General features: G+C 39.8%; 16 protein-coding genes. 12 read left to right on the top strand and 4 right to left on the bottom strand.

The window, feature by feature from the left end:
- The first annotated feature begins 57 nt into the window (after nucleotides 1-57).
- Nucleotides 58-1,374: an MFS transporter gene (locus tag MKX49_RS05235; protein ID WP_340875467.1), complete on the top strand. Its 1,317-nt coding sequence runs from the start codon at nucleotides 58-60 to the stop codon at nucleotides 1,372-1,374.
- Between the two features lie 53 nt (nucleotides 1,375-1,427).
- Here the strand turns inward: MKX49_RS05235 and MKX49_RS05240 are convergent, their stop codons facing one another.
- A complete protein-coding gene (locus tag MKX49_RS05240) occupies nucleotides 1,428-1,844 on the bottom strand; it encodes an organic hydroperoxide resistance protein (RefSeq protein ID WP_034314249.1) in 417 nt (138 codons plus the stop codon).
- 179 nt (nucleotides 1,845-2,023) lie between these two features.
- Here MKX49_RS05240 and MKX49_RS05245 point away from each other — a divergent pair, with 179 nt between their 5' ends.
- Genes MKX49_RS05245 through MKX49_RS05255 form a run of 3 tightly spaced genes read left to right on the top strand, consistent with a single transcriptional unit; the run spans nucleotide 2,024 to nucleotide 5,245 of the window.
- Nucleotides 2,024-2,407 (top strand): GntR family transcriptional regulator, encoded by a 384-nt coding sequence (locus MKX49_RS05245; protein ID WP_340875472.1) that lies wholly within the window; start codon nucleotides 2,024-2,026, stop codon nucleotides 2,405-2,407.
- A complete protein-coding gene (locus MKX49_RS05250; protein WP_251538795.1) occupies nucleotides 2,404-3,303 on the top strand; it encodes an ABC transporter ATP-binding protein in 900 nt (299 codons plus the stop codon). Before MKX49_RS05245 ends, MKX49_RS05250 begins: the two co-directional genes overlap by 4 nt.
- Nucleotides 3,278-5,245 carry a DUF6449 domain-containing protein gene (locus MKX49_RS05255; protein WP_340875477.1) on the top strand — a complete coding sequence of 656 codons (1,968 nt, stop codon included), beginning with the start codon at nucleotides 3,278-3,280 and terminating at the stop codon, nucleotides 5,243-5,245. The genes MKX49_RS05250 and MKX49_RS05255 overlap by 26 nt, the downstream gene beginning before the upstream one ends.
- Before the next feature lie 98 nt (nucleotides 5,246-5,343).
- Here MKX49_RS05255 and cspD read toward each other — a convergent pair whose 3' ends face one another.
- Nucleotides 5,344-5,547, bottom strand: a complete 204-nt coding sequence (cspD, locus tag MKX49_RS05260; protein WP_034314240.1) for a cold-shock protein CspD — start codon at nucleotides 5,545-5,547, stop codon at nucleotides 5,344-5,346.
- A gap of 897 nt (nucleotides 5,548-6,444) precedes the next feature.
- Here cspD and MKX49_RS05265 point away from each other — a divergent pair.
- Complete coding sequence (locus MKX49_RS05265) at nucleotides 6,445-8,019, top strand: peptide chain release factor 3 (protein ID WP_034314233.1); 1,575 nt, start codon at nucleotides 6,445-6,447, stop codon at nucleotides 8,017-8,019.
- An 821-nt stretch (nucleotides 8,020-8,840) separates the two neighbouring features.
- Nucleotides 8,841-10,220 carry a Na+/H+ antiporter NhaC gene (nhaC, locus tag MKX49_RS05270; RefSeq protein ID WP_063596389.1) on the top strand — a complete coding sequence of 460 codons (1,380 nt, stop codon included), beginning with the start codon at nucleotides 8,841-8,843 and terminating at the stop codon, nucleotides 10,218-10,220.
- A 109-nt stretch (nucleotides 10,221-10,329) separates the two neighbouring features.
- On the opposite strand, the gene MKX49_RS05275 is transcribed toward nhaC, so the two are convergent.
- Nucleotides 10,330-11,523 carry an FtsW/RodA/SpoVE family cell cycle protein gene (locus tag MKX49_RS05275; RefSeq protein WP_340875481.1) on the bottom strand — a complete coding sequence of 398 codons (1,194 nt, stop codon included), beginning with the start codon at nucleotides 11,521-11,523 and terminating at the stop codon, nucleotides 10,330-10,332.
- Between the two features lie 776 nt (nucleotides 11,524-12,299).
- Between MKX49_RS05275 and MKX49_RS05280 the strand changes: the two genes are divergently transcribed.
- The 4 genes from MKX49_RS05280 to MKX49_RS05295 all read left to right on the top strand — a co-directional run bounded on the left by MKX49_RS05280 (nucleotide 12,300) and on the right by MKX49_RS05295 (nucleotide 17,294).
- Nucleotides 12,300-13,859: an aldehyde dehydrogenase family protein gene (locus MKX49_RS05280; RefSeq protein WP_340875483.1), complete on the top strand. Its 1,560-nt coding sequence runs from the start codon at nucleotides 12,300-12,302 to the stop codon at nucleotides 13,857-13,859.
- A gap of 259 nt (nucleotides 13,860-14,118) precedes the next feature.
- Entirely contained in the window at nucleotides 14,119-14,901 is a 783-nt protein-coding gene (locus MKX49_RS05285; RefSeq protein WP_053534247.1) for a TerC family protein, read from the top strand.
- A 354-nt stretch (nucleotides 14,902-15,255) separates the two neighbouring features.
- Nucleotides 15,256-15,999, top strand: a complete 744-nt coding sequence (gene sigI / locus MKX49_RS05290) for an RNA polymerase sigma factor SigI (RefSeq protein WP_323599411.1) — start codon at nucleotides 15,256-15,258, stop codon at nucleotides 15,997-15,999.
- Nucleotides 15,996-17,294 carry an anti-sigma-I factor RsgI family protein gene (locus MKX49_RS05295; RefSeq protein ID WP_340875488.1) on the top strand — a complete coding sequence of 433 codons (1,299 nt, stop codon included), beginning with the start codon at nucleotides 15,996-15,998 and terminating at the stop codon, nucleotides 17,292-17,294. The genes sigI and MKX49_RS05295 overlap by 4 nt, the downstream gene beginning before the upstream one ends.
- Nucleotides 17,295-17,345: 51 nt before the next feature.
- On the opposite strand, the gene MKX49_RS05300 is transcribed toward MKX49_RS05295, so the two are convergent.
- A complete protein-coding gene (locus tag MKX49_RS05300; protein WP_034314196.1) occupies nucleotides 17,346-17,537 on the bottom strand; it encodes an alpha/beta-type small acid-soluble spore protein in 192 nt (63 codons plus the stop codon).
- A gap of 175 nt (nucleotides 17,538-17,712) precedes the next feature.
- Between MKX49_RS05300 and MKX49_RS05305 the strand changes: the two genes are divergently transcribed.
- Together MKX49_RS05305 and MKX49_RS05310 are read left to right on the top strand one after the other, a co-directional pair.
- Complete coding sequence (locus MKX49_RS05305; RefSeq protein ID WP_286676049.1) at nucleotides 17,713-19,122, top strand: TrkH family potassium uptake protein; 1,410 nt, start codon at nucleotides 17,713-17,715, stop codon at nucleotides 19,120-19,122.
- A gap of 190 nt (nucleotides 19,123-19,312) precedes the next feature.
- Complete coding sequence (locus MKX49_RS05310; protein ID WP_340875489.1) at nucleotides 19,313-20,635, top strand: ATP-binding protein; 1,323 nt, start codon at nucleotides 19,313-19,315, stop codon at nucleotides 20,633-20,635.
- Nucleotides 20,636-20,689 lie beyond the last annotated feature (54 nt).

A 20,689-nucleotide genomic window follows, 5' to 3' on the forward strand; every position in this document is an offset into this window, starting at 1 on the left:
TTTATTGGAAAGGTATGGAATACATATAATTTAAGTATCATTAAGGAGGGAAAGCAGATGGAATTGCAGGTGAAACCGAAGTCTAAAAAATGGAAAGGGAATTTTGGTTTATATTTTTCCCTACCCATTCTCTCTTGGGCGTTTTACGATTTTGCCAATACGATTTTTTCTTCTAATATCAATACGATTTTCTTTCCATTCTTCCTCCAGGAACAGATTGGGGAAAATGCCGTTCTTGATCAGATTGCGAGTACCTTCATCTCCTACGCTAATGCGATTGCCAGTTTGTTTCTTGTTTTGTTTTCCCCGCTGTTCGGTGTCATGATCGATCGAACGGGAAAAATGAAAAAATACATTATGATTTTCACACTTATTTCCGTTGTATGTACATTTTTAATGGGGGCATTCGGAGGGATGCCGTTGGATGGAAAGATTCTGGGGATTCCCGTTTCCTTGGCGATCGTCATTCTTTTATTTGTGATAGCAAAGTTTTTCTATCATTCGAGTCTTGTCTTCTATGATACGATGATGAGTGATTTAGGCACGAAACAGCAATTGCCGCTTATATCAGGGTTTGGCGTGGCGGTAGGCTACCTTGGAACGTTGGTGGGACTGTCAATCTATCCATTCATTAGTAAAGGGAGTTCACATGAAGCCTTCATTCCCACGGCCATTTTATTTCTGGTTTTTTCCCTTCCCTTATTCTTTTTTTTAAAAGAGTCTCCAAAACAGCAAAAAGCGAAAGAACCTTTTTTATCTGGTTATAAGGAAATTAAATCAACATTTAAAGAGATGCGATCCTATCGATCGGTTTTTACATTCATGATTGCTTATTTCTTTTTAAATGATGCAATTGCGACCACTATCGGCATGATGGCCGTTTATGCCAAGACTGTTGTTGGATTTTCCTCCAGCGGATTCATTTTGCTTTACTTGGTATCGACAGTATCGAGCATTGCCGGATCGTTTCTGTTTGGATACGTCACGCAGTCGAAGGGACCGCGGCTGGCTGTGACATATGTGGGAGTTCTGCTCTTGGTCGCATTATTTATAGCGGTCTTCGCACAAACCGCCCTTTGGTTCTGGGTTGCAGGGAGTATGTTCGGCATTTCGCTAGGTTCGATGTGGGTGACATCACGGACGTATATCATTGAATTGACTCCAGATGAGAAGAGGGGGCAATTTTTTGGACTATTTGCATTCTCTGGAAAAGTCTCTTCAATAATCGGTCCGTTATTATATGGAACGATAACGTTGATATTCCATGACCTCGGTACATTGGCGAGCCGGATGGCATTAGGGTCATTGATCATCATGGCGATAATAGGTCTTGGCTTTCTTTTGAAACTGAAGGGATTGGAAGAAGTGAAATAAGAAAAAGGGACTGGAGCCGGCCTTAATGCCGTATCCAGTCCCTTGCTTAAACGTTATACCAAAATCAAGGTTACATCGACGTTTCCGCGTGTTGCTTTTGAATAAGGGCAGGTCATGTGTGCTTTTTTGGCGAAGTCTTCGGCTTCTTCCCTGCTTAGGTCGGGAATCGAAACATCCAACCTTACAGCCAATTTAAAACCGCCGTCTTCCTCATCTTTACCGATCGTTACATTTGCCGTCACGGACGTATCGACCTTTTTCTTTTCTTTTTGCAGTACAAGATTCAAGGCACTGTCAAAACATGCCGCGTAACCGGCTGCGAATAACTGTTCAGGGTTTGTGGCGCGCTCACCGGAACCACCTAATTCCTTCGGTGACCTCACATCGAAATCCAGAATCCCGTCCTCTGATTTAATATGTCCTTCACGACCACCGTGTACGGTAACTGTAGCTGTATATAATGGTTTCAATGAAAACAACTCCTTTATTCATTCTTACTATCATTACTTCCCTGCTGTAAGTCTTGTTAAACAAAATGAAAGCGAGTATTGTTTGAAAATGGTATTAAATTGGTTTTAAATTGGAAGATATTGTTTTATAATGTACTGTATTAGGAGATGTAATACACCCATTGCAAGGAGGGTTTATGATGATTGAGTTGGATTTTCAAAGTGGAAAGCCGGTATATGAGCAATTGATGGATAAGTTAAAGGAACTAATGATCAATGAAGTTTTACAGGAGCATAATCAGCTCCCATCCATACGAATATTGGCTCAGGAGTTGACCATCAATCCAAATACGATCCAGAAAGCGTACAAGCAGCTTGAGTCTGACGGGTTTATATATACCTTACCAGGCAAAGGGAATTTCGTGGCACCTCCTAAATCCTTCAAAAATTCATTGAAAGAAGAAGAAATCAGAAACGAGCTTTCAAAGGTACTCGCTGAAGCTCTGTATATCGGAATCGATAAACATGAAATTTATAGAATAATAAAGGAAATCAGTCCATTGGCAAAGGGGGGGGATTCATGATTGAAATAAAACAGGTGAGTAAATTATATGAAGGAAAAGAAGCAATCAAAAACGTCACCTTGGTTATACCAAAAGGCTCCATATTCGGGTTATTAGGTTCAAATGGGGCGGGGAAAACGACTCTATTAAAAATGCTTTCAGGCAACCTGATACAGGATGCAGGTGAAGTTCTTATTGATGGATCATATGTGTTTGAAAACCGTGAAGTGAAAAATCGTTGTTTCTTCCTTCCTGATACGCCTTATTTCCTGGCTAACTATACGATCACGCAAATGGCAGGTTTTTATAGCCATATTTATAGCGAGTGGAATCAAGAACGTTTCTATCAATTACAGGAAGTATTCCCGATACCCGTCCAAAATAAAATACATAAACTATCGAAGGGGATGCAGAGACAGGTTGCTTTTTGGCTAGCACTCTCGACGATGCCGGAAGTTCTAATATTGGATGAACCGTTTGATGGATTAGATCCGGTCATGCGAAAAAATGTGAGACAGTTGTTGATTCAGGATGTTTCGGAAAGGGATATGACGATTTTACTATCGTCCCATAATCTCCTGGAAATTGAAGATTTAGCCGATCATGTAGGGATTTTGCATAAGGGTGAGCTTGTTATCCAAAAGGTTTTGAATGACTTGAAAGCTGATGTACATAAAGTGCAAATTGCCTTTAAGCATAAAATTCCCCATGGTTTATACCGTGGAATTCAAATCCTTAACAAGGAAAGACGCGGCAGCGTGATCGTTTGTATCGTTAAAGGTAGTGAAGCCATGATTAAATCGCATTTTAACCAGTTTCAGCCAGAAATATTAGATATTCTCCCCCTTACTCTTGAGGAGATATTCATTTATGAAATGGGGGATATCGGTTATGTCATCCAGAATAACCTGGTTTAATAGGGAACTGATTATCTATATTTTCAGAAGCACTGGCTGGATTGGTTTCCTATATCTTGTAGGCCTCATATTTGCGCTGCCTCTGGAAATGTTAGCGATTATCTTGAATGGGAACAATGAATATGTGGAATTCGAAAACCTTTTTTCCTGTCAGCAGATGATACAGTTTGTCTTGGTCATCGTTATTCCAGTATTACTTGCCATCTTCCTTTTTCGGTTTTTACAAATGAAACAAGCCTCAGACTTCATTCATAGTTTACCGATTACGAGACGCAGCATCTACGCTCATATGATTGGAACGGGAATTGGCTTCATGGGTTTGCCGATTTTACTTACAGGTTCAATATTGATATTATTTCACTCGGCAATTGATATAGAACGGCTATATACCATGACGGATATATGGTCTTGGATGGGGACTACATTTATTTTGGAAGCTTTGATCTTTTCTGTTGCCGTTTTACTTGGAATGGTTACGGGATTATCAGCCTTTCAAGGAGTGCTGACCTATATTTTTCTTACTTTGCCGGTGGGGCTTTTTGTTTTGTTTGCAGCTAATGTGAAATTTTTGATAGCAGGATTTTCTGCAGATTATTATCTAAGTGCCAATATGAATGGCATCTCCCCATTATTAGCAGCAACGGAGATGGAAAAAATCACTTTCTTCTCTATTAATACATTAATTTATAGTATATTAACCTTTCTTTTTCTGATCAGCTCTCTTTTTCTCTATGAGAGGAGAAAGCTGGAGCATGTGTCGCAGGCATTTGTTTACCCGAAGATTAAGCCAGTGTTTAAATTCGGCCTGACATTATGCATGATGCTGTTTACAGGGCTTTATTTTAGCGAAACGACAGGCGAACCTGGGTGGATTTTTTTCGGATATACCGTTGGTTCTTTGCTTGGATATTATTTAGGGGAAATCGTCCTGCAAAAGACTTGGCGAATACGGATCAACCTGAAAGGTTATGTAGCGTTTATAGCGGCTGTCATTGTGCTGGCACTCATTATAAAAATAGATCCCCTTCAGTATAAGACCAAGATTCCTGATGAAAAGATGATTAGCCAAATTTATATTGGTGATTCTCCTATATTTTTTGAAGGCGATGACACGTCGAATAATGCTTCCAATTATCTTAAAGAGAAGGAAAATATTGAAGCGATAAGGTTATTGCATCAGGAAATCATCGATAAGGGTAAAAAGGTTTCCATTGGTGAATGGAATGATAGTCAATCCGTATTTCTGATGTATGAACTCAAGAATGGGAAACGGTTAGCAAGAGAGTATCATTTGCAGAATTACGACTCATACATGCCATTATTGGCGAAAATATATGAGTCTAATGAATATAAAAAAATGGTTAATCAGGTATTGAATGTTTCCGCTCAAGACGTTTCTAAAATCAAGATAACGGCGAGCGGCCAAGTTGACAAATCCATAACGATCACGGACCGTCAACAGCTGGAAGCTGCAGTGAAGGCATTGTCGGAGGACCTGAATAATCAATCGTTCGCACAAATGACTTCTTCTTTTGGTGATTACGCCTCCATAGAGATTCTTTTGAATAATAACAAAACCATTTATATGAATTGGGACTCTTCATATCCTCAGTTTTCAGAATGGATGGTAAGTACCGGACAATCGGAACAAGCGCGGTTAATGGCTGATGATATTTCTTATATCCTGGTTGCGAAGTCCGATTCGAAAATTTATCACACGAATTCTGAAAGTGAACTTGCACAGCAGATTGAACAACAGCCAAATCGCTTGAAAATTAAGACCGCTTCTGAAATCGAGACAGCGATTGATAATGCCCAAATTGATTGGAGCGGGGAGTATTCAGCTGCCTTTTATTATAAAGAAAGCAGAGATGTGGACATCAAGAGTTTTTCTGGCGAACATGTTCCCGATTTCATTTTGGATCATTTTAATGAAAAATAACGTGAATATTTTGCATGTACACATAAAGGAAAGGATGCCGCCCGATATGGGCGGCATCCTTTTGCATTGCCTATCAATTATGTTTGTGTATCTATGCTTTAGAGTTTTACGACGTTTTTAGCTTGAGGTCCGCGGTTTCCTTCTTCGATCTCAAATTCAACCTCTTGACCTTCATCAAGGCTTTTGAAACCTTCTCCTTGAATGGCGGAAAAATGTACGAAAACATCATCTCCGTTTGGTACTTCGATGAAACCAAATCCTTTGTCACTATTGAACCATTTCACTTTACCTGTTACTGTCATTCGATGAATCCTCCTAAAAAGTTAAAAAATATTAATGGTGATGATTTTACCTAGAGGGAAAAATCAATTTCACACATTATCCAGCACCCTCATTCAAGTTAAAATTATCATACGACGATGCTTGATAATATGTGAAAGCCTACAGGAAAAATTACCACAATAACCTCTGGAGCAATTTCCAGTTTTTTAGTATATACCCACCTTTATAAAGGATAAAACAAATGGAAGTAATTTATACATTCCCATTTGGGGAAAATAATATTAGACAGGTTTTAGACGGGGAAATATAACGGTATTGTCGCACGGGACTTTCCTTGATTGAAATTTGACGGGGGATTCCATGTCCAATATGAAATGCCTTTATGGTTGAAATCAGGAAAACAATTTGGCATTAAAGTTTTCTGCGAAAATAATCGGGTATAGGATAAGAAAGAAAGGACTGATGAAAAATGAAGAAATTATTAAAAAGGGCTCTCATTTTTGCTGCTCCAATCATATTCAAGGAAGTAAAAAAACGCTGGAAGAACAAGCGGAATCAAAAATCGTTTAAAACTGCAAGGTAAATAAATAAACCATGAATAAATGAACGGTTATCATATGGATCAAGATAAGGGGCGCTGATTAAGCGTCTTTTGTTTTGCCATCTGAACAAATCCCCTAATGGGTGTTTCATTCACCTCTACATCTTTCCTTCATATCGTGTTAAAATAGAAAGGTTGATTGAAATGAATGCTGAGTAGCCAATGCTTAAGCCTTATGATATATTTTTTCTTACATATATTGTGTATGATCAGGATTTTTGCATACAAAGAAAGGTTGCCATTCCAATGTAAAAAATACAATAAACCTCCTATAAATATTTTTTATTGATGACTCCAATAATGAAAGGAACATATTATGACTAATTTAAAAGACGAGGTTCAATCCCGACGGACCTTCGCAATCATCTCTCACCCGGATGCCGGGAAAACGACTTTGACAGAAAAATTATTGCTGTTTGGCGGCGCGATCCGCGATGCCGGAACAGTTAAAGCTAGAAAAACAGGGAAGTATGCAACCAGTGACTGGATGGAAATTGAAAAGCAACGGGGAATTTCCGTTACATCTTCAGTCATGCAATTCGATTATGATGACTTCCGTGTCAATATTCTCGATACACCGGGCCACCAAGATTTCAGTGAAGACACATATCGTACACTGATGGCTGTTGATAGCGCCGTGATGATCATCGACTCGGCAAAAGGTATCGAGGATCAAACGGTTAAATTATTCAAAGTATGCCGGATGAGGGGTATACCGATTTTCACTTTTATCAATAAAATGGACCGACAAGGTAAAACACCGCTAGAATTGCTTGCCGAACTTGAAGAGGTATTAGGAATAGAAACATATCCAATGAACTGGCCGATCGGGATGGGAAAAGACTTCGTGGGCATTTACGACAGGTTCAACAATCGGATTGAACAGTTCAAAACTGAAGGGGAAGAGCGTTTCCTTCCGTTGAATGAAGATGGTGAACTCGAAGTGGATCATAAACTTAAGGATTCCCAGTTATATGAGCAAACTTTGGAAGAAATCATGCTGTTGACGGAAGCGGGTAACCAATTCTCTGAAGAAAATATCGCGAATGGTAAACTTAGTCCTGTATTTTTCGGAAGTGCTTTAACGACATTCGGTGTTCAGACGTTTTTGGATGCTTATCTGAAGTTTGCACCAGCTCCACAAGCACGGATGACAACGTCAGGTGAAATGGATCCTGTCAGCAATGATTTTTCCGGTTTCATTTTCAAGATCCAGGCGAACATGAACCCAAAACACCGTGACCGAATCGCTTTCCTTCGCATTTGCTCCGGTAAATTCGAGCGTGGAATGAGCGTCAACTTGAGCAGGACAGGGAAACCGATCAACCTTTCTTCCTCTACTCAATTCATGGCTGATGATCGAAACACCGTAAATGAAGCGGTAAGCGGAGATATCATCGGTTTATATGATACTGGTAATTACCAAATTGGCGATACGATTACCACAAGCAAAGACATGTTTCAGTTTGAAAGGCTGCCTCAGTTTACGCCGGAACTATTCATGAGGGTAACAGCTAAAAACGTCATGAAACAGAAACATTTCCATAAAGGTATTAACCAACTTGTACAAGAAGGGGCAATTCAGCTCTTCAAAACGGTTAGGATGGAAGAATATCTGCTTGGTGCGGTTGGGCAGCTTCAATTTGAAGTATTCGAGCATCGAATGAGGAACGAGTACAATGTTGAAGTCGTGATGGAGCGAATGGGCAGCAAGATTACACGCTGGGCTGAGGATGAAAAGCTTGATGAAAATCTTCATAGCTCAAGAAGCATCCTTGTTAAGGACCGGTTTGATAAATATGCATTCTTATTTGAAAATGAGTTTGCACTTCGCTGGTTCCAAGATAAAAATCCTGACGTGGAATTATATAATCCAATGGATTTAAAATAATGAAGAAAGCCCGTGTTATATACACGGGCTTTTAGTTTATAGTCAAAAAGGGTTTCGGAATGGTTACATTCCGAAACCCTTTTGATTTTATTGGATTTGATGCAGTTATTGAGAATGGTTGTACAGCTTTAAGGTCATCATTTAGCCATTTCTGCCCTTCTCCAAGTATATTTGGCCATCTTTTTTAAATTCATGGCAGCGAAAGTAAGTATCGTCTGCATGAGTGAACTTTTCTCGTGGGAATGTGGGTAATTTCTTCAGTCAAAGAAGAGTCCCTGCGTTTTTTCCGAAGGCTCTTTTCGTAAAGATTGTTGTTTTTAAAACGAAACTATTTAAGGTTGATTGGAGCGGAAGTGCGAGACTCCTGCGGGAGCAGCGGGACAGGTGAGACCCCACAGGCGTTTACGCCGAGGAGGCTCACCGCCCGCCCCGCGGAAAGCGAGCATCTGGAGGGGAAATCAACCACAACTCACTACCTGGTAAATAGCAACAAAGTATGTGAAAACAGCCTTTCCGAAAGACAGGCTACCTGGTCCTGATCGATCAATGAAAAAACTGTTTGATCAATGAGACAACCAAGGCATTGCAATTAGCCCAAATAATTATCGAATCACATAAAAGTCATTATGATGGAATGAATTGAACATGAAGATACTGAAAAAAATCAATGTCTACTAAATTATTCCTTTGACAATCTCCTGAAACTCCTTTATATTTAGCTAGTACTTTAGTGCTTAAAAGCGTTTCAGTAATTGTGAGGAGTGAAAAGGTCCGATCCTTACCTCAGAGAATATACAACATTGAAAGCGGGGAAATACATCATGCGTCTTGAAGATGCAAAGCTAAAACTCTCCTTACCTGAAGCAATTGGGGTTTTGGCCATTCTTTTCTTAATTATTGCAACTGGTATCATTCATTATGGACTTGCCCCCCATATTCCAATTATAGCGGCTCTCCTTTTTCTATTTGTTTATGGAAAGTTCAAGAAGCTGCCATTTTCGATTATGGAGGCGGCTATCGTCAAAGGCGCAGGCACTGGTATGGGAGCCATCTATATATTCTTTTTCATTGGAATGTTAATTTCGATCTGGATGGCAAGCGGGACTATCCCTACCATCATGTTCTATGGGTTTGACTGGATTTCTGGTGAATATTTCTATGCAATCACATTTCTGGTGTGTTCGCTAATTGGGCTCTGTATCGGGAGTTCACTTACAACATCAGCCACAATCGGCGTTGCTTTGATAGGGATGGCGGCGGCGATGGATTTATCGTTGGCGATTACAGCCGGTGCAATCATTTCCGGTGCATTTCTTGGAGATAAAATGTCTCCATTATCCGACTCTACCAATCTTGCATCGGGAACGGTTGGAGCACCATTATTTGAACATATTAATAATATGCTTTGGACTACGATTCCAGGTTTTTTCATATCGCTTATCATCTTTTTCTTCCTTTCACCGAATGTCAAAGTTGCTCGCGTTGAGGAAATCGAAGCCATGACCAAAGCCCTGGAAATGGAAACGAATATAAGCATATGGAGTTTGATTCCGTTTGTCATTGTTCTAATCATGGCTTTGAAAAAGGTGTCAGCGATTCCGACATTGTCAGCAGGAATCATTTCGGCGGCTGTCATTGCTTTCATACAAACCCCAAGTTTGACGGTTGCAAAACTAGCGGATATCTTATACGGCGGTTTTGTACTGAAGAGTGGAATGGAACAACTTGACTCAATCCTATCGCGGGGCGGAATTGAAAGTATGATGTTCTCCGTTTCGATGGTGTTGTTGGCATTGGCGATGGGCGGACTATTGTTTGAATTGGGAGTCATTCCTTCTATTTTAAATGCAATCCAGGATTCATTGACGAGTGTAGCGAAAGTGATTTCCGCTACTGTATTTGCAGGAATCAGCGTGAATTTCCTAGTGGGTGAACAGTATTTGTCAGTTATACTGCCTGGGAAAGCCTTTCAGCAGAAATATGAAGATTTAGGCCTGCAGCCCAAAACGCTTGCGAGGGTGCTTGAAGATGCGGGAACAGTTGTGAATCCTCTGGTTCCATGGGGTGTCTGCGGTGTATTCCTGACACAGGTATTGGGTGTTTCAACCCTGGAATATGCTCCATTTGCATTTTTCTGCCTACTTTGTCCTTTGCTTAGCCTGATTTCTGGCTTTACTAAAATCGGTATCCATTATAAATGAAAAAACAGGCGGTCGGATTCGACTGCCTGTTTTTTCATGAGAACTTCCATAACCTTACAGAGAAGGGGAACCCCTGACATGAACAGAAATGCCAGGGGTATTTGATCGTTTATTTTGAAGACGCAATCTCATCTTGTGGGATGGATACGACTTTTTCTTTCTGTTCAAGTAAATTCATTCGCATGACGACATTTTGGAATATGCCCATTGAAAGCATGAGCAGCAGTAAGGAAGATCCTCCATAACTGATGAATGGAAGGGTGATCCCTGTAATTGGGATAAGTCCGGTCACTCCGCCGACGTTGATAGCGACTTGAATGCCAATCATGGATGAGATGCCGATCAATAAAAGACTTCCAAATGGATCCTTGCATTTGGCTGAAAGTACAAATCCCCTCAGGACGATAAAACCTAGTGTCAATAAAACGAATCCCACTCCGAATATCCCGAGCTCTTCTGCAATGACGGCCATGATGAAATCAGTATGTGATTCAGGCAGATACCCGTATTTTTGTACACTGTCACCAAGTCCCACTCCAGTAAGGCCGCCGGAACCTATGGCGAATAAGGAATTCACGAGTTGATACCCGCTTTCTCCTGCCTTTCCGAAAGGGTCTGCAAACCCGGTAAAACGAGACAGCTTATTTTCAGTAAGAACGGCTGAGAAATTTCCTGTCACGAGTACCCCCAATGCAAATATGGCAACGAATATCGCAGTGATCAAAGAGAGTTTGAATATACTCTTAAAAGACATACCGGATGAAATGATCATGGTACTTGAAATCAGGAAAATGACCGCTGCCGTTCCATAGTCAGGTTGTATTCCGATTAAAAAGCAGATGAATACCAGAAAGAAAATCGGCGGGATGACGGCTTTATCAATACTATTGATTCGATCCTGCCTTTTTCCGTAAATGGCTGCCAGATAAATGATTATGGCTAACTTGGAAAATTCCGCAGGTTGTATTGATGCTGTCCCTAACTTGAACCAGCTTGTGGCATTTCCTGCTGTATGGCCGAAGATAAAGAGCAGCAAAAGGATACCGGCCATTCCAAACATCATAGACATCAAGAACATTTTGTTTTTGTACATCTTATAAGGAAGAATCATCGTGACGATCATTGCCGCGAATGAAATGAGAAAGGCCGTTTTTTGTTTCTCAAAGAAGTAATCCATGGGCCAGCCGAATCGAGCGACAGCAGTGATCATGCTCGAACTGTAAATCATGACTAAACCAAACAAACAGAGTAATACGACAGCGATGAAAATAGGGAAGTCGTATGCTTTAATTATTCTTTTCACTTGTGCGCTCACCTCAAATATGTATGCGCGAAAAAATCGCCTTCTTATATAGTAACGGAAAATCGGTTATATAGATAATAATTTTTATTCGATAGTATGAATTTATCCTCCATTACCCAGTATTAAACACTAAAACCGATAAACATGTCTGCCGGATTATCAGAATTTCGATTCTTATATACATTACCTTCGATAACAAACGTGAATATTCCTTTTAATAACGAAAAAGTTTTTACTATATATTCCATTTTAAAGTGCTATCATGACTGGAAGATTACTTGTTAAGGGTATTTGCGATGGGGATGGATTTCATGGACCTTCACCAATTGAGTTGTAAAACGTGATGTGATGCAGTGGATACTGTAAACTGCAAACGAATTAGTTAGTGTAATTCAACTTAAGGGGAATACACCGATTAAGTGGCAGGGAATCGGTCAGGAACCTTATGAAGAGAGGGAACCGGTTGTGAAGTTGGTTCCAAGCGATTATATTATACAGGCTGCTGCGTCTCTGGCATTATATAAAGAGGGTTCAGGGGAAGAATTTTCGTACGTTTAGTGAAGTATATGAACATATAACTGTTCAAGAAAAGTGCTCAGGCGCTCTTATCAATTCTTCCTGGCAACCTAATTTCACTTAAAAAGGGGTTTTGACAGCAGTGCAGCCGAGAAGTTTTGCTGCATTTCAGAGGAGGGGTTCCCCCTCGGTCGATCTTTATTAAAGCATAAAAATGATATGGAGTAACGATAAAATAAGATAAAGCAAGGGGAGTAATTATGGAAGAAATACATGACAAGTTGGAAGTGTTTTCTCCGGCAACAGGTGAGAAGATTGCGGAAATCGTCCCAACACCATTGAAGTCGATTCCTCATATATATATGAAATCAAGACATGCGTTCCAATCATGGTCGAATCTTCCCATCAAGGAACGGCTGAACTATTTAAAACGGCTCCGCTTATTGATGGTTGAAAGGATGGATGAAATAGCAGAAGTCATTTCAAAAGATGCGGGAAAAGTGAAAATTGAAGCGCTGGTTGCTGACATCATGCCAACGATCGATGCAATCAAGCATATCGAGAAACATGCAGTGAAAACTCTTTCCGGACGGAAGGTCACCACTCCACTCATGTTAATTGGTAAAAAATCTTATGTCCATTATATGCCACGTGGAACGATTCTCGTCATTTCACCATGGAATTATCCGCTGCAGCTTTCCATGGTTCCCATTCTTAATGCCCTAGCGGCTGGAAATTCTGTCATCGCCAAACCATCAGAGGTAACTCCTTTAGTTGGGGAGTGCATCGAAAATCTGTTTCTTGAGGCTGGTTTCCCAGAAGGAACTATACAGTTTGCCCATGGAGGGAAAGAATTGGGTGCGGCATTAACTGAGCAAAAACCAGATTATATATTTTTTACTGGGTCTGTAAGGACCGGAAAAATGATTGGTGAGGTTGCAGCAAGAGACCTGATCCCAACGACTTTGGAGCTTGGCGGTAAGGATCCGATGATCGTTCTTCGTGATGCTAACCTGGAACGGGCTGTGAACGGAGCCCTTTGGGGGGCTTTCACAAATAGTGGGCAGGTGTGCATGAGTGTTGAAAGGGTTTATGTGGAACGTCCTGTTTATAAGGAATTCCTAATGCTTCTTAAAGAAAAAACGAAGTCCATGAGACAGGGGGTGCAATCGCAGGATGATATCGGTTCAATGACTTTTCCTAAACAAGTCGATATTGTGGCTGACCAACTGGAGGATGCACTGAATAAAGGGGCCGTACTTGAAACCGGAACACCTCCGAAAGAGTGGAAAACGGGGCAGACCCATTTCATTCCGCCGACGATTCTTTCCAATGTCGATCATTCCATGAAAATCATGAAAGAAGAAACGTTCGGACCCGTGTTGCCTGTTGTGCCTTTCGATACGGAGGAAGAAGTGATCGCCCTGGCAAATGAAAGTGAATATGGACTCAATTCCAGCGTTTGGACGATGGATAGGGAAAAAGCAAGTCGGATTGCGTCACGGTTAGTAACCGGTGCGGTGACGATCAATGATGTGCTGATTACGGTTGCTAATCATCATTTACCATTTGGCGGTGCCAAACAAAGTGGGGTTGGCCGCTATCATGGCGAGCATGGATTGAAGATTTTCTGCCATGAAAAAGCGATCATGATCGATAAAGGTAAAAACGATACAGAAATACAATGGTATCCATATGAAGGGAAATACACGAGTTTTTTATCGCTGTTTCAGAACTATTTTTCTGCCAAACCGAACTGGATTCGTTTCGGCAAAGAGTATTTATCGTTGATAAAATTATCCAAAAGGAACAGAAAATGAGATCCCTTTATAAAAAAAGATTGTTATTTTCATAACGAGCGCGTATACTATTAATATACTTAATAACTGATTTTCCTTTTCAAAGGGGAGTAGCGTTAGGGTTCGCCCTAAAACAAAGTCGTCATTACGTGAATGTTAAACATTCATCGGCTTTGTTGACATGATTTCATGTTCAGCAAGACCTTTGCCTATACGGCAGAGGTCTTTTTATTTTGCCGATGCCAATAGGAAGGAAATACTACTATTGGAGGTTGAATGGATGGAAGCATCAATGTTATTGGAATATGGCTGGGTCCTTCTTATCTTGGTTGGATTAGAAGGGATACTGGCTGCAGATAATGCAGTCGTCATGGCTGTCATGGTTAAGCATTTGCCAAAAGAACAACAGCGGAAAGCCTTGTTTTATGGTCTGATGGGAGCTTTTGTTTTCCGTTTTGCCAGTCTATTCCTTATTTCCTTTCTTGTCGAGGTGTGGCAAGTTCAAGCAATCGGTGCGATTTATCTACTTTTCATCGCTTTTCAGCACATTTACAAAAAATACGCTGGTAAAGGTGAGAAGGAAATCACGAAGCCTAAAAAGCAATCAGGCTTCTGGATGACCGTGGTAAAGGTTGAAGCGGCTGATATCGCTTTCGCAATCGATTCCATGTTGGCTGCCGTCGCGCTGGCTGTTACACTTCCTGCAACAGGCTGGATGAAAGTCGGCGGTATTGACGGAGGGCAATTCGCTGTCATGTTCCTCGGCGGTATGATCGGGTTGATCATTATGCGATTTGCAGCAAATGCATTCGTTAAGCTGCTTCATCGGCGTCCTTCACTTGAAACGGCAGCATTTTTGATTGTGGGTTGGGTTGGCGTGAAATTGGCGGTACACACACTTGCACACCCTTCACTTGCTTTCATTGATCATCATTTCCCTGAATCAACGCTTTGGAAATCGATTTTCTGGACTGTATTGATTGGAATTGCAGCAGGTGCATGGGTCATTTCAAGCAAAAAAGAAAAAAAAGAGAAAGAAGAGAAAAAAATACAGGAAGCATAAAAAAACAGGCGTGCCGGTCACGCCTATTTTTTTTGCTTCTTAAAGTATTTATGGAGATGACCCTCAAAAGCGCAGGTACGTTTACGAATGATATGTTAAAAGATGTGAATATTAAATTCCGGTTATAAAAATGACAATTGTCCCATTGTATTGGGCAAAAAAAAGGAAAAAGATATTTTACTGTAATTGCACTGTAACAAACGAGAAAAAACTAAGTATTTTATCATGTTGATATATTGTGTGATTTCATTTTTATCGCAAAAATAGTTCTTTTGGTACTGTCTTTTAGACTCCCTCCGCTTAAGATAAGTATGTTGATGCGTATTTTATGTTCAACAGGAGCGAGGTGAGCAAATGCTTGGTTTGTTGTTTACAGCATTCAAAAAAAAGCGTTCTTTAGAAGAAACCGTATTGAAAATTCAACAAGGCGATAATAGCCTTCGTAATGATACTATAGAGTCATTCAAACCTTTTATTGCAAAAACAGTCTCATCGGTTTGCAAACGGTACATATACGAATCAGATGATGAATTCAGTATTGGAATGATTGCTTTTAACGAGGCAATTGAAAAATACTCCCCGGAAAAAGGCCGTTCTTTATTGGCATTTGCCGAAACCCTCGTTAAACGAAGGGTTATAGATTATTTAAGAAGCCAGTCCAAACAAAAAGAAATCCTTTTGGATTTAACACTGAATGATGATAATGATCAAAGCCAAATATATATCGATAATGAAAATTCCATCAATGAATACGAAATGCAGAAGGAATCGGAAAGAAGAAAAGAAGAAATTCAGCTTTATATAAGCCATCTAGAGGATTTTGGTCTGTCATTTGAGGATTTAGTTGAAAACTCTCCCAAACATGCAGATGCCAGGAAGGGAGCTATTATGATCGCTAAATTGTTAATGGAAGATGACGAACTGAAGGAAGTCCTGTTTGCAAAAAAGCGGCTGCCCGTAAAACAGCTTGAGGGAAAAGTGGAAGTAAGCAGAAAAACGATTGAACGGAACAGAAAATACATCATTGCCGTGGCAATCATAATAAACGGAGATTTTTTGTATTTGAATGATTATATAAAAGGGGCTATCGATGAATGAAAAAAGGAGTTATTCTTTCAGTTAATAAACGATTTGTAACCCTATTGACCCCCGAGGGTGAATTTCTGAAAACCAAAAGGCAGGAAAGGGAATATGAAGTGGGTGAGGAAATAACTTTTTCACCTGCAAAACAAAAATTCACTTTAGCCTTTTCCAATATTCATTCATCTTTCAAAAAAACGGCCGTGCTAAGCATTGCCTCCACCTTCCTGATTCTCTTTTCAATTCTTCCTTCTTATTTCTCTGGTCCTGTGTCGGCATATATGACGATAGATGTGAATCCAAGCATTGAATTGGAGCTTGATGATGATTTAGAAGTTCTCAAGCTTACCGGATTAAATGAAGACGGAAAGCTTGTGATCGGTCAGCTGAAGGACTGGAAAGGCAAGGATATAAAAGTTGTTACAAACCGAATCGTTGACACGACGAAGCGACTTGGTTATTTGAAAGGAAATAAACAAATAGTCGTTTCCACAACGTTAATGAAAAAAAATAAAGAACTGAATAAGAATTTAAAAGAGGAGATAAAAGAAATATCTGAGCAGGATAATGTTTCCAAAACAAAGATGAAAGTGATCCAGGCAACAAAAAGCGATCGGAAGCAAGCTAGGGAACAAGGTATATCCACGGGTAAGTATCTCGAAAAGAAGTTGAATGAAGATAAAGATAAGATAAAGGTCAATAAGAGGGAGCCTGCCCCGGCGTCAGTTAAAAAAGTCGAGGAAAACGTTGTTATTCCGAAAGAAAAGGGCGTAATGCTAAATACGGAAAACAAATCGGATGGAGAAAAGAAAAAAGAGAATAATGAAATTGAAATAAAACAAAAGCCGGCCAATGAAGCCAAACCGACTGAACGGAAAAACGCGGGTATTGAAGTTACCAAAATTAAGGAACAAACCGAACGGGAAGATACAAGTGGAAAACGGAATGCGATAAATGGATATAAGGAAAGAAGCAACGAGTCAAAAGGAAAATCGGATAGCCATCACAGCAACCAATCAAAGGACAAGCAGGAAAATGAACAGAATGAGAAAAAGTTCGATGTAAAAACAGAATCATCACTCAAAAAAAAGAATAGTGATGATTCTATAAAGCATGACAATAAAAATAAGCAAAATAAACAGGATAGACAAGATAAACAGGTTACACAGGATAGGCAGAAAATACAAGTTAAACAAGATAAACAGGATAAGCAATATAAACAAGATAAGCAATATAAACAAGATAAGAAAGATTGGGATAAGTCGAAAAGGGGTAAAGGCAATAATGGAAACGGAAATGGACATAATCATTAAAAAGAGTCCAGCATGCAGCTGGACTCTTAGCCATGGATATTTAATTGTGAATTATTGACCTTTAAGTTGAGATTGTGCTTGTTGTACAAGACGTTTCGTGATTTCTCCGCCAACTGAACCATTGGCACGTGCTGAAGTATCGGAACCTAATTGTACACCGAATTCAGATGCAATTTCATATTTGATTTGTTCTAATGCTTGTTCGATTCCTGGAACAAGAAGATTGTTACTGCTGTTAGCCATTTGAATCTCCCCTTTACTTTTTCAACGGCTTTTGCCGCTGTAATGATAGTATAAGTAGAATGTGGAGTTTTACTTATACGAGCAGCATCAAACTTATTGGTAAACCTGCCTTTTTGTTGTAAGTAAGTCAGTTTTAAAAGAGAATGGAAAAAAGAATGAAAAAAGGGTAAACTAGATTTTTAATGGTTATGTGATTTGCATAACTATAAAGGAGCAAGAAAGGAAACTCTTTATGTTTGCTATCAAAAAAATATTATCAAAGTTAACACCAGCTCAGCTTATCGTCGGTTATTATGTTTTGGCAGTCAGCATCTCGACCGTACTGTTGAGTCTGCCGGTCGCTCTTAAGCCAGGCGTGGAATTTGGATTCATGGATGCTTTATTCACAGCCGTAAGTGCAGTTAGTGTAACAGGTCTAACAGTTGTAAGTTTGCCCGAAGTGTACAATGAGGTAGGCTATTTCATTCTCATGTTCGTTCTCCAATTTGGCGGTATTGGCATCATGACACTCGGAACCTTTTTCTGGCTTATAGTGGGCAAGAAAATCGGCTTGAAGGAAAGACAATTGATCATGACGGATCAAAACCAATCGAATCTTTCCGGTCTTGTTAAATTATTGATCCAAATCATTCAGATATTTGTCGTAATTGAAATGATTGGGGCTCTCGTTTTAGGCATTTACTTTCTGAATTATTTTCCAGACGGGAAAGAAGCCTTTTTAAATGGCTTATTTTTAGCCGTAAGTGCCACCACGAATGCTGGTTTTGATATTACCGGTATTTCGATGATTCCATTTAAAGACGATTATTTTGTACAGTTCATTACGATTATCCTGCTTACCCTTGGAGCCATTGGGTTTCCTGTCTTGATTGAGCTGAAGGAGTTTTTGTCCAATAAGGCCCGTACTTATAAGTTTCATTTTTCTTTGTTCACGAAGCTGACCTCAGTCACTTTCTTTTCCCTTATCGTTGGGGGAACGATCCTGATTTACCTTCTGGAAATTAATGGGTTCTTTAAAGGTAAGAACTGGCATGAATCGTTCTTTTACTCATTGTTTATGTCCTCCAATACGCGGAGCGGCGGGTTGGCAACCATGAATGTGAGTGACTTTTCGGAACCGACCCTTTTATTGTTGAGCATATTGATGTTCATTGGAGCTTCCCCAAGTTCAGTCGGGGGAGGAATCCGGACAACTACACTGGCCATCATGATTCTATTTTTATGGAATTTCATGAGAGGAAGGCGTTCCATAAAAGTTTTCAAACGGGAGATTCATCCCGATGATATCCGAAAAGCGACAGCGGTTATGATCATGGGATCGCTTCTTTGCATAATGGCGGTCTTCATATTATCCATTACCGAAAATTTCACTTTGATGCAAATCATTTTTGAAGTATGTTCGGCTTTCGGTTCAGTCGGCCTTTCGATGGGAATCACGCCTGACCTCAGCAATACCGGTAAAATTGTCATTATGATCATTATGTTCATTGGCCGTGTTGGGATAACCTCCCTCCTGTATATCATAGGCCATAAAGAAGTTACGGAAAATTTCCATTATCCAAAAGAACGCGTCATCATTGGGTAAATGATTTAAGTTGAACAGTGACCTTTCCACTCGTGGAAAGGTTTTTTGTGTTGTTTGCAGGAATCATGGATAAAATGTTGAAATTTACCTATAAGTGAGTGTCCTACCATTTCAAATATGCATAAATTGATCCCTTACTTGGAATTCGATCGGATGTAGTATAAACCATTTAGGTAAGGAGGTGGAGAATGTGAAGAAATATACTGGAAGGATCATTGTCCCTGCTCTTTTTTTTGTATTGATATTACCCTATATAGGGTGGCTTGGTCATGAAGAACGCAGGTTTTCCGCCTTTGCAGGAATATATTTAATCGTAATTTTAACCATAGCCTGGTGTTTGGGTGCCATCTATGATCATAAACGGAAAACGATAGCTTTATTGCAGGATAGCGAAGGGCGTTATCGCATTTTCTCCAATTACTCTAAAGAATTGGTCAATAGCTTCAATGAGGTTATTTTCCAAACGGATGATAAAGGAAAATGGTTGTACTTAAACCCGGCATGGAAATCGATGAGTGGTGCATCCGTAAATGAATCCCTGGGGCTTCACTTTTCTAAACATATGGATAACAATTCTTATCAAGACGTATTAAAGGCCTTTGCGGACTCCTTTCATCGAGGGGATAAATATTTTCGTGCGGACATTAAACTAAATGCGAAAAAGGGAACAAGCTGGGTTGAGGCATTCGTTAAACTTATTTACGATGACACTGGGAAATTCATCGGGACAGCGGGCATATTATCCGAAATTAATGAACGTAAACATGCAGAGGAAAAGCTTGTGAGCCTAAACGAACATTTGGCAATCACATCAAGCAAGTTATCAACGGCTGCCCAACTTGCGGCTGGGATTGCACATGAGGTCAGGAATCCGATGACGGCGATAATGGGATTCGTGAAGCTGATTAAAGATGGCGGTGCCGAAAAGCAGGAATACTACGATATTATTTTTTCGGAAATAAATCGAATCGAGAAAGTGCTGAATGAACTCTTGCTGCTATCGAAACCCACTGGAGCGGTATTCCTTGAGAAGGATATAAAGGAAAGCTGTAACCATGCCGTAACGCTGTTGGAGACAAATGCCGTACTGAACAATATTCAAATACATAAAAATTATGATTCAGAACCAATTTTTATGTATTTTGATGAAAACCAAATCAAGCAAGTGCTAATAAACATGATAAAAAATTCCATAGAATCGATGCCGAATGGCGGAAATATTTTTGTGAGCATAAATGAAAAAAATGAGGAAGTTTTTTTGAGCATTTTGGATGAAGGGGATGGTATTCCGGAAAACTCCCTTCAAAAAGTAGGAGAACCATTTTTCACTACAAAAACATCAGGAACGGGTTTGGGTCTTTCCGTTTGTTTTAGAATCATCGAAAAGCATGGAGGAAAAGTTTTCATCACAAGTGAACTGAAAAAAGGTACGAAAATCGTTTGTATATTTCCAACCGTCCAACAAAAGCAATATAGTGAGAACGAAAAGGTCAAGATACGGGATCTTGAATGACAAGAAAACAAAGGTTTAATTGTTGAAAAAATCAGAATCTTGTGTATATACTTT

Origin of the sequence: Peribacillus sp. FSL M8-0224 (assembly GCF_038003055.1) — a bacterium.
GTDB classification, from domain to species: domain Bacteria; phylum Bacillota; class Bacilli; order Bacillales; family DSM-1321; genus Peribacillus; species Peribacillus frigoritolerans.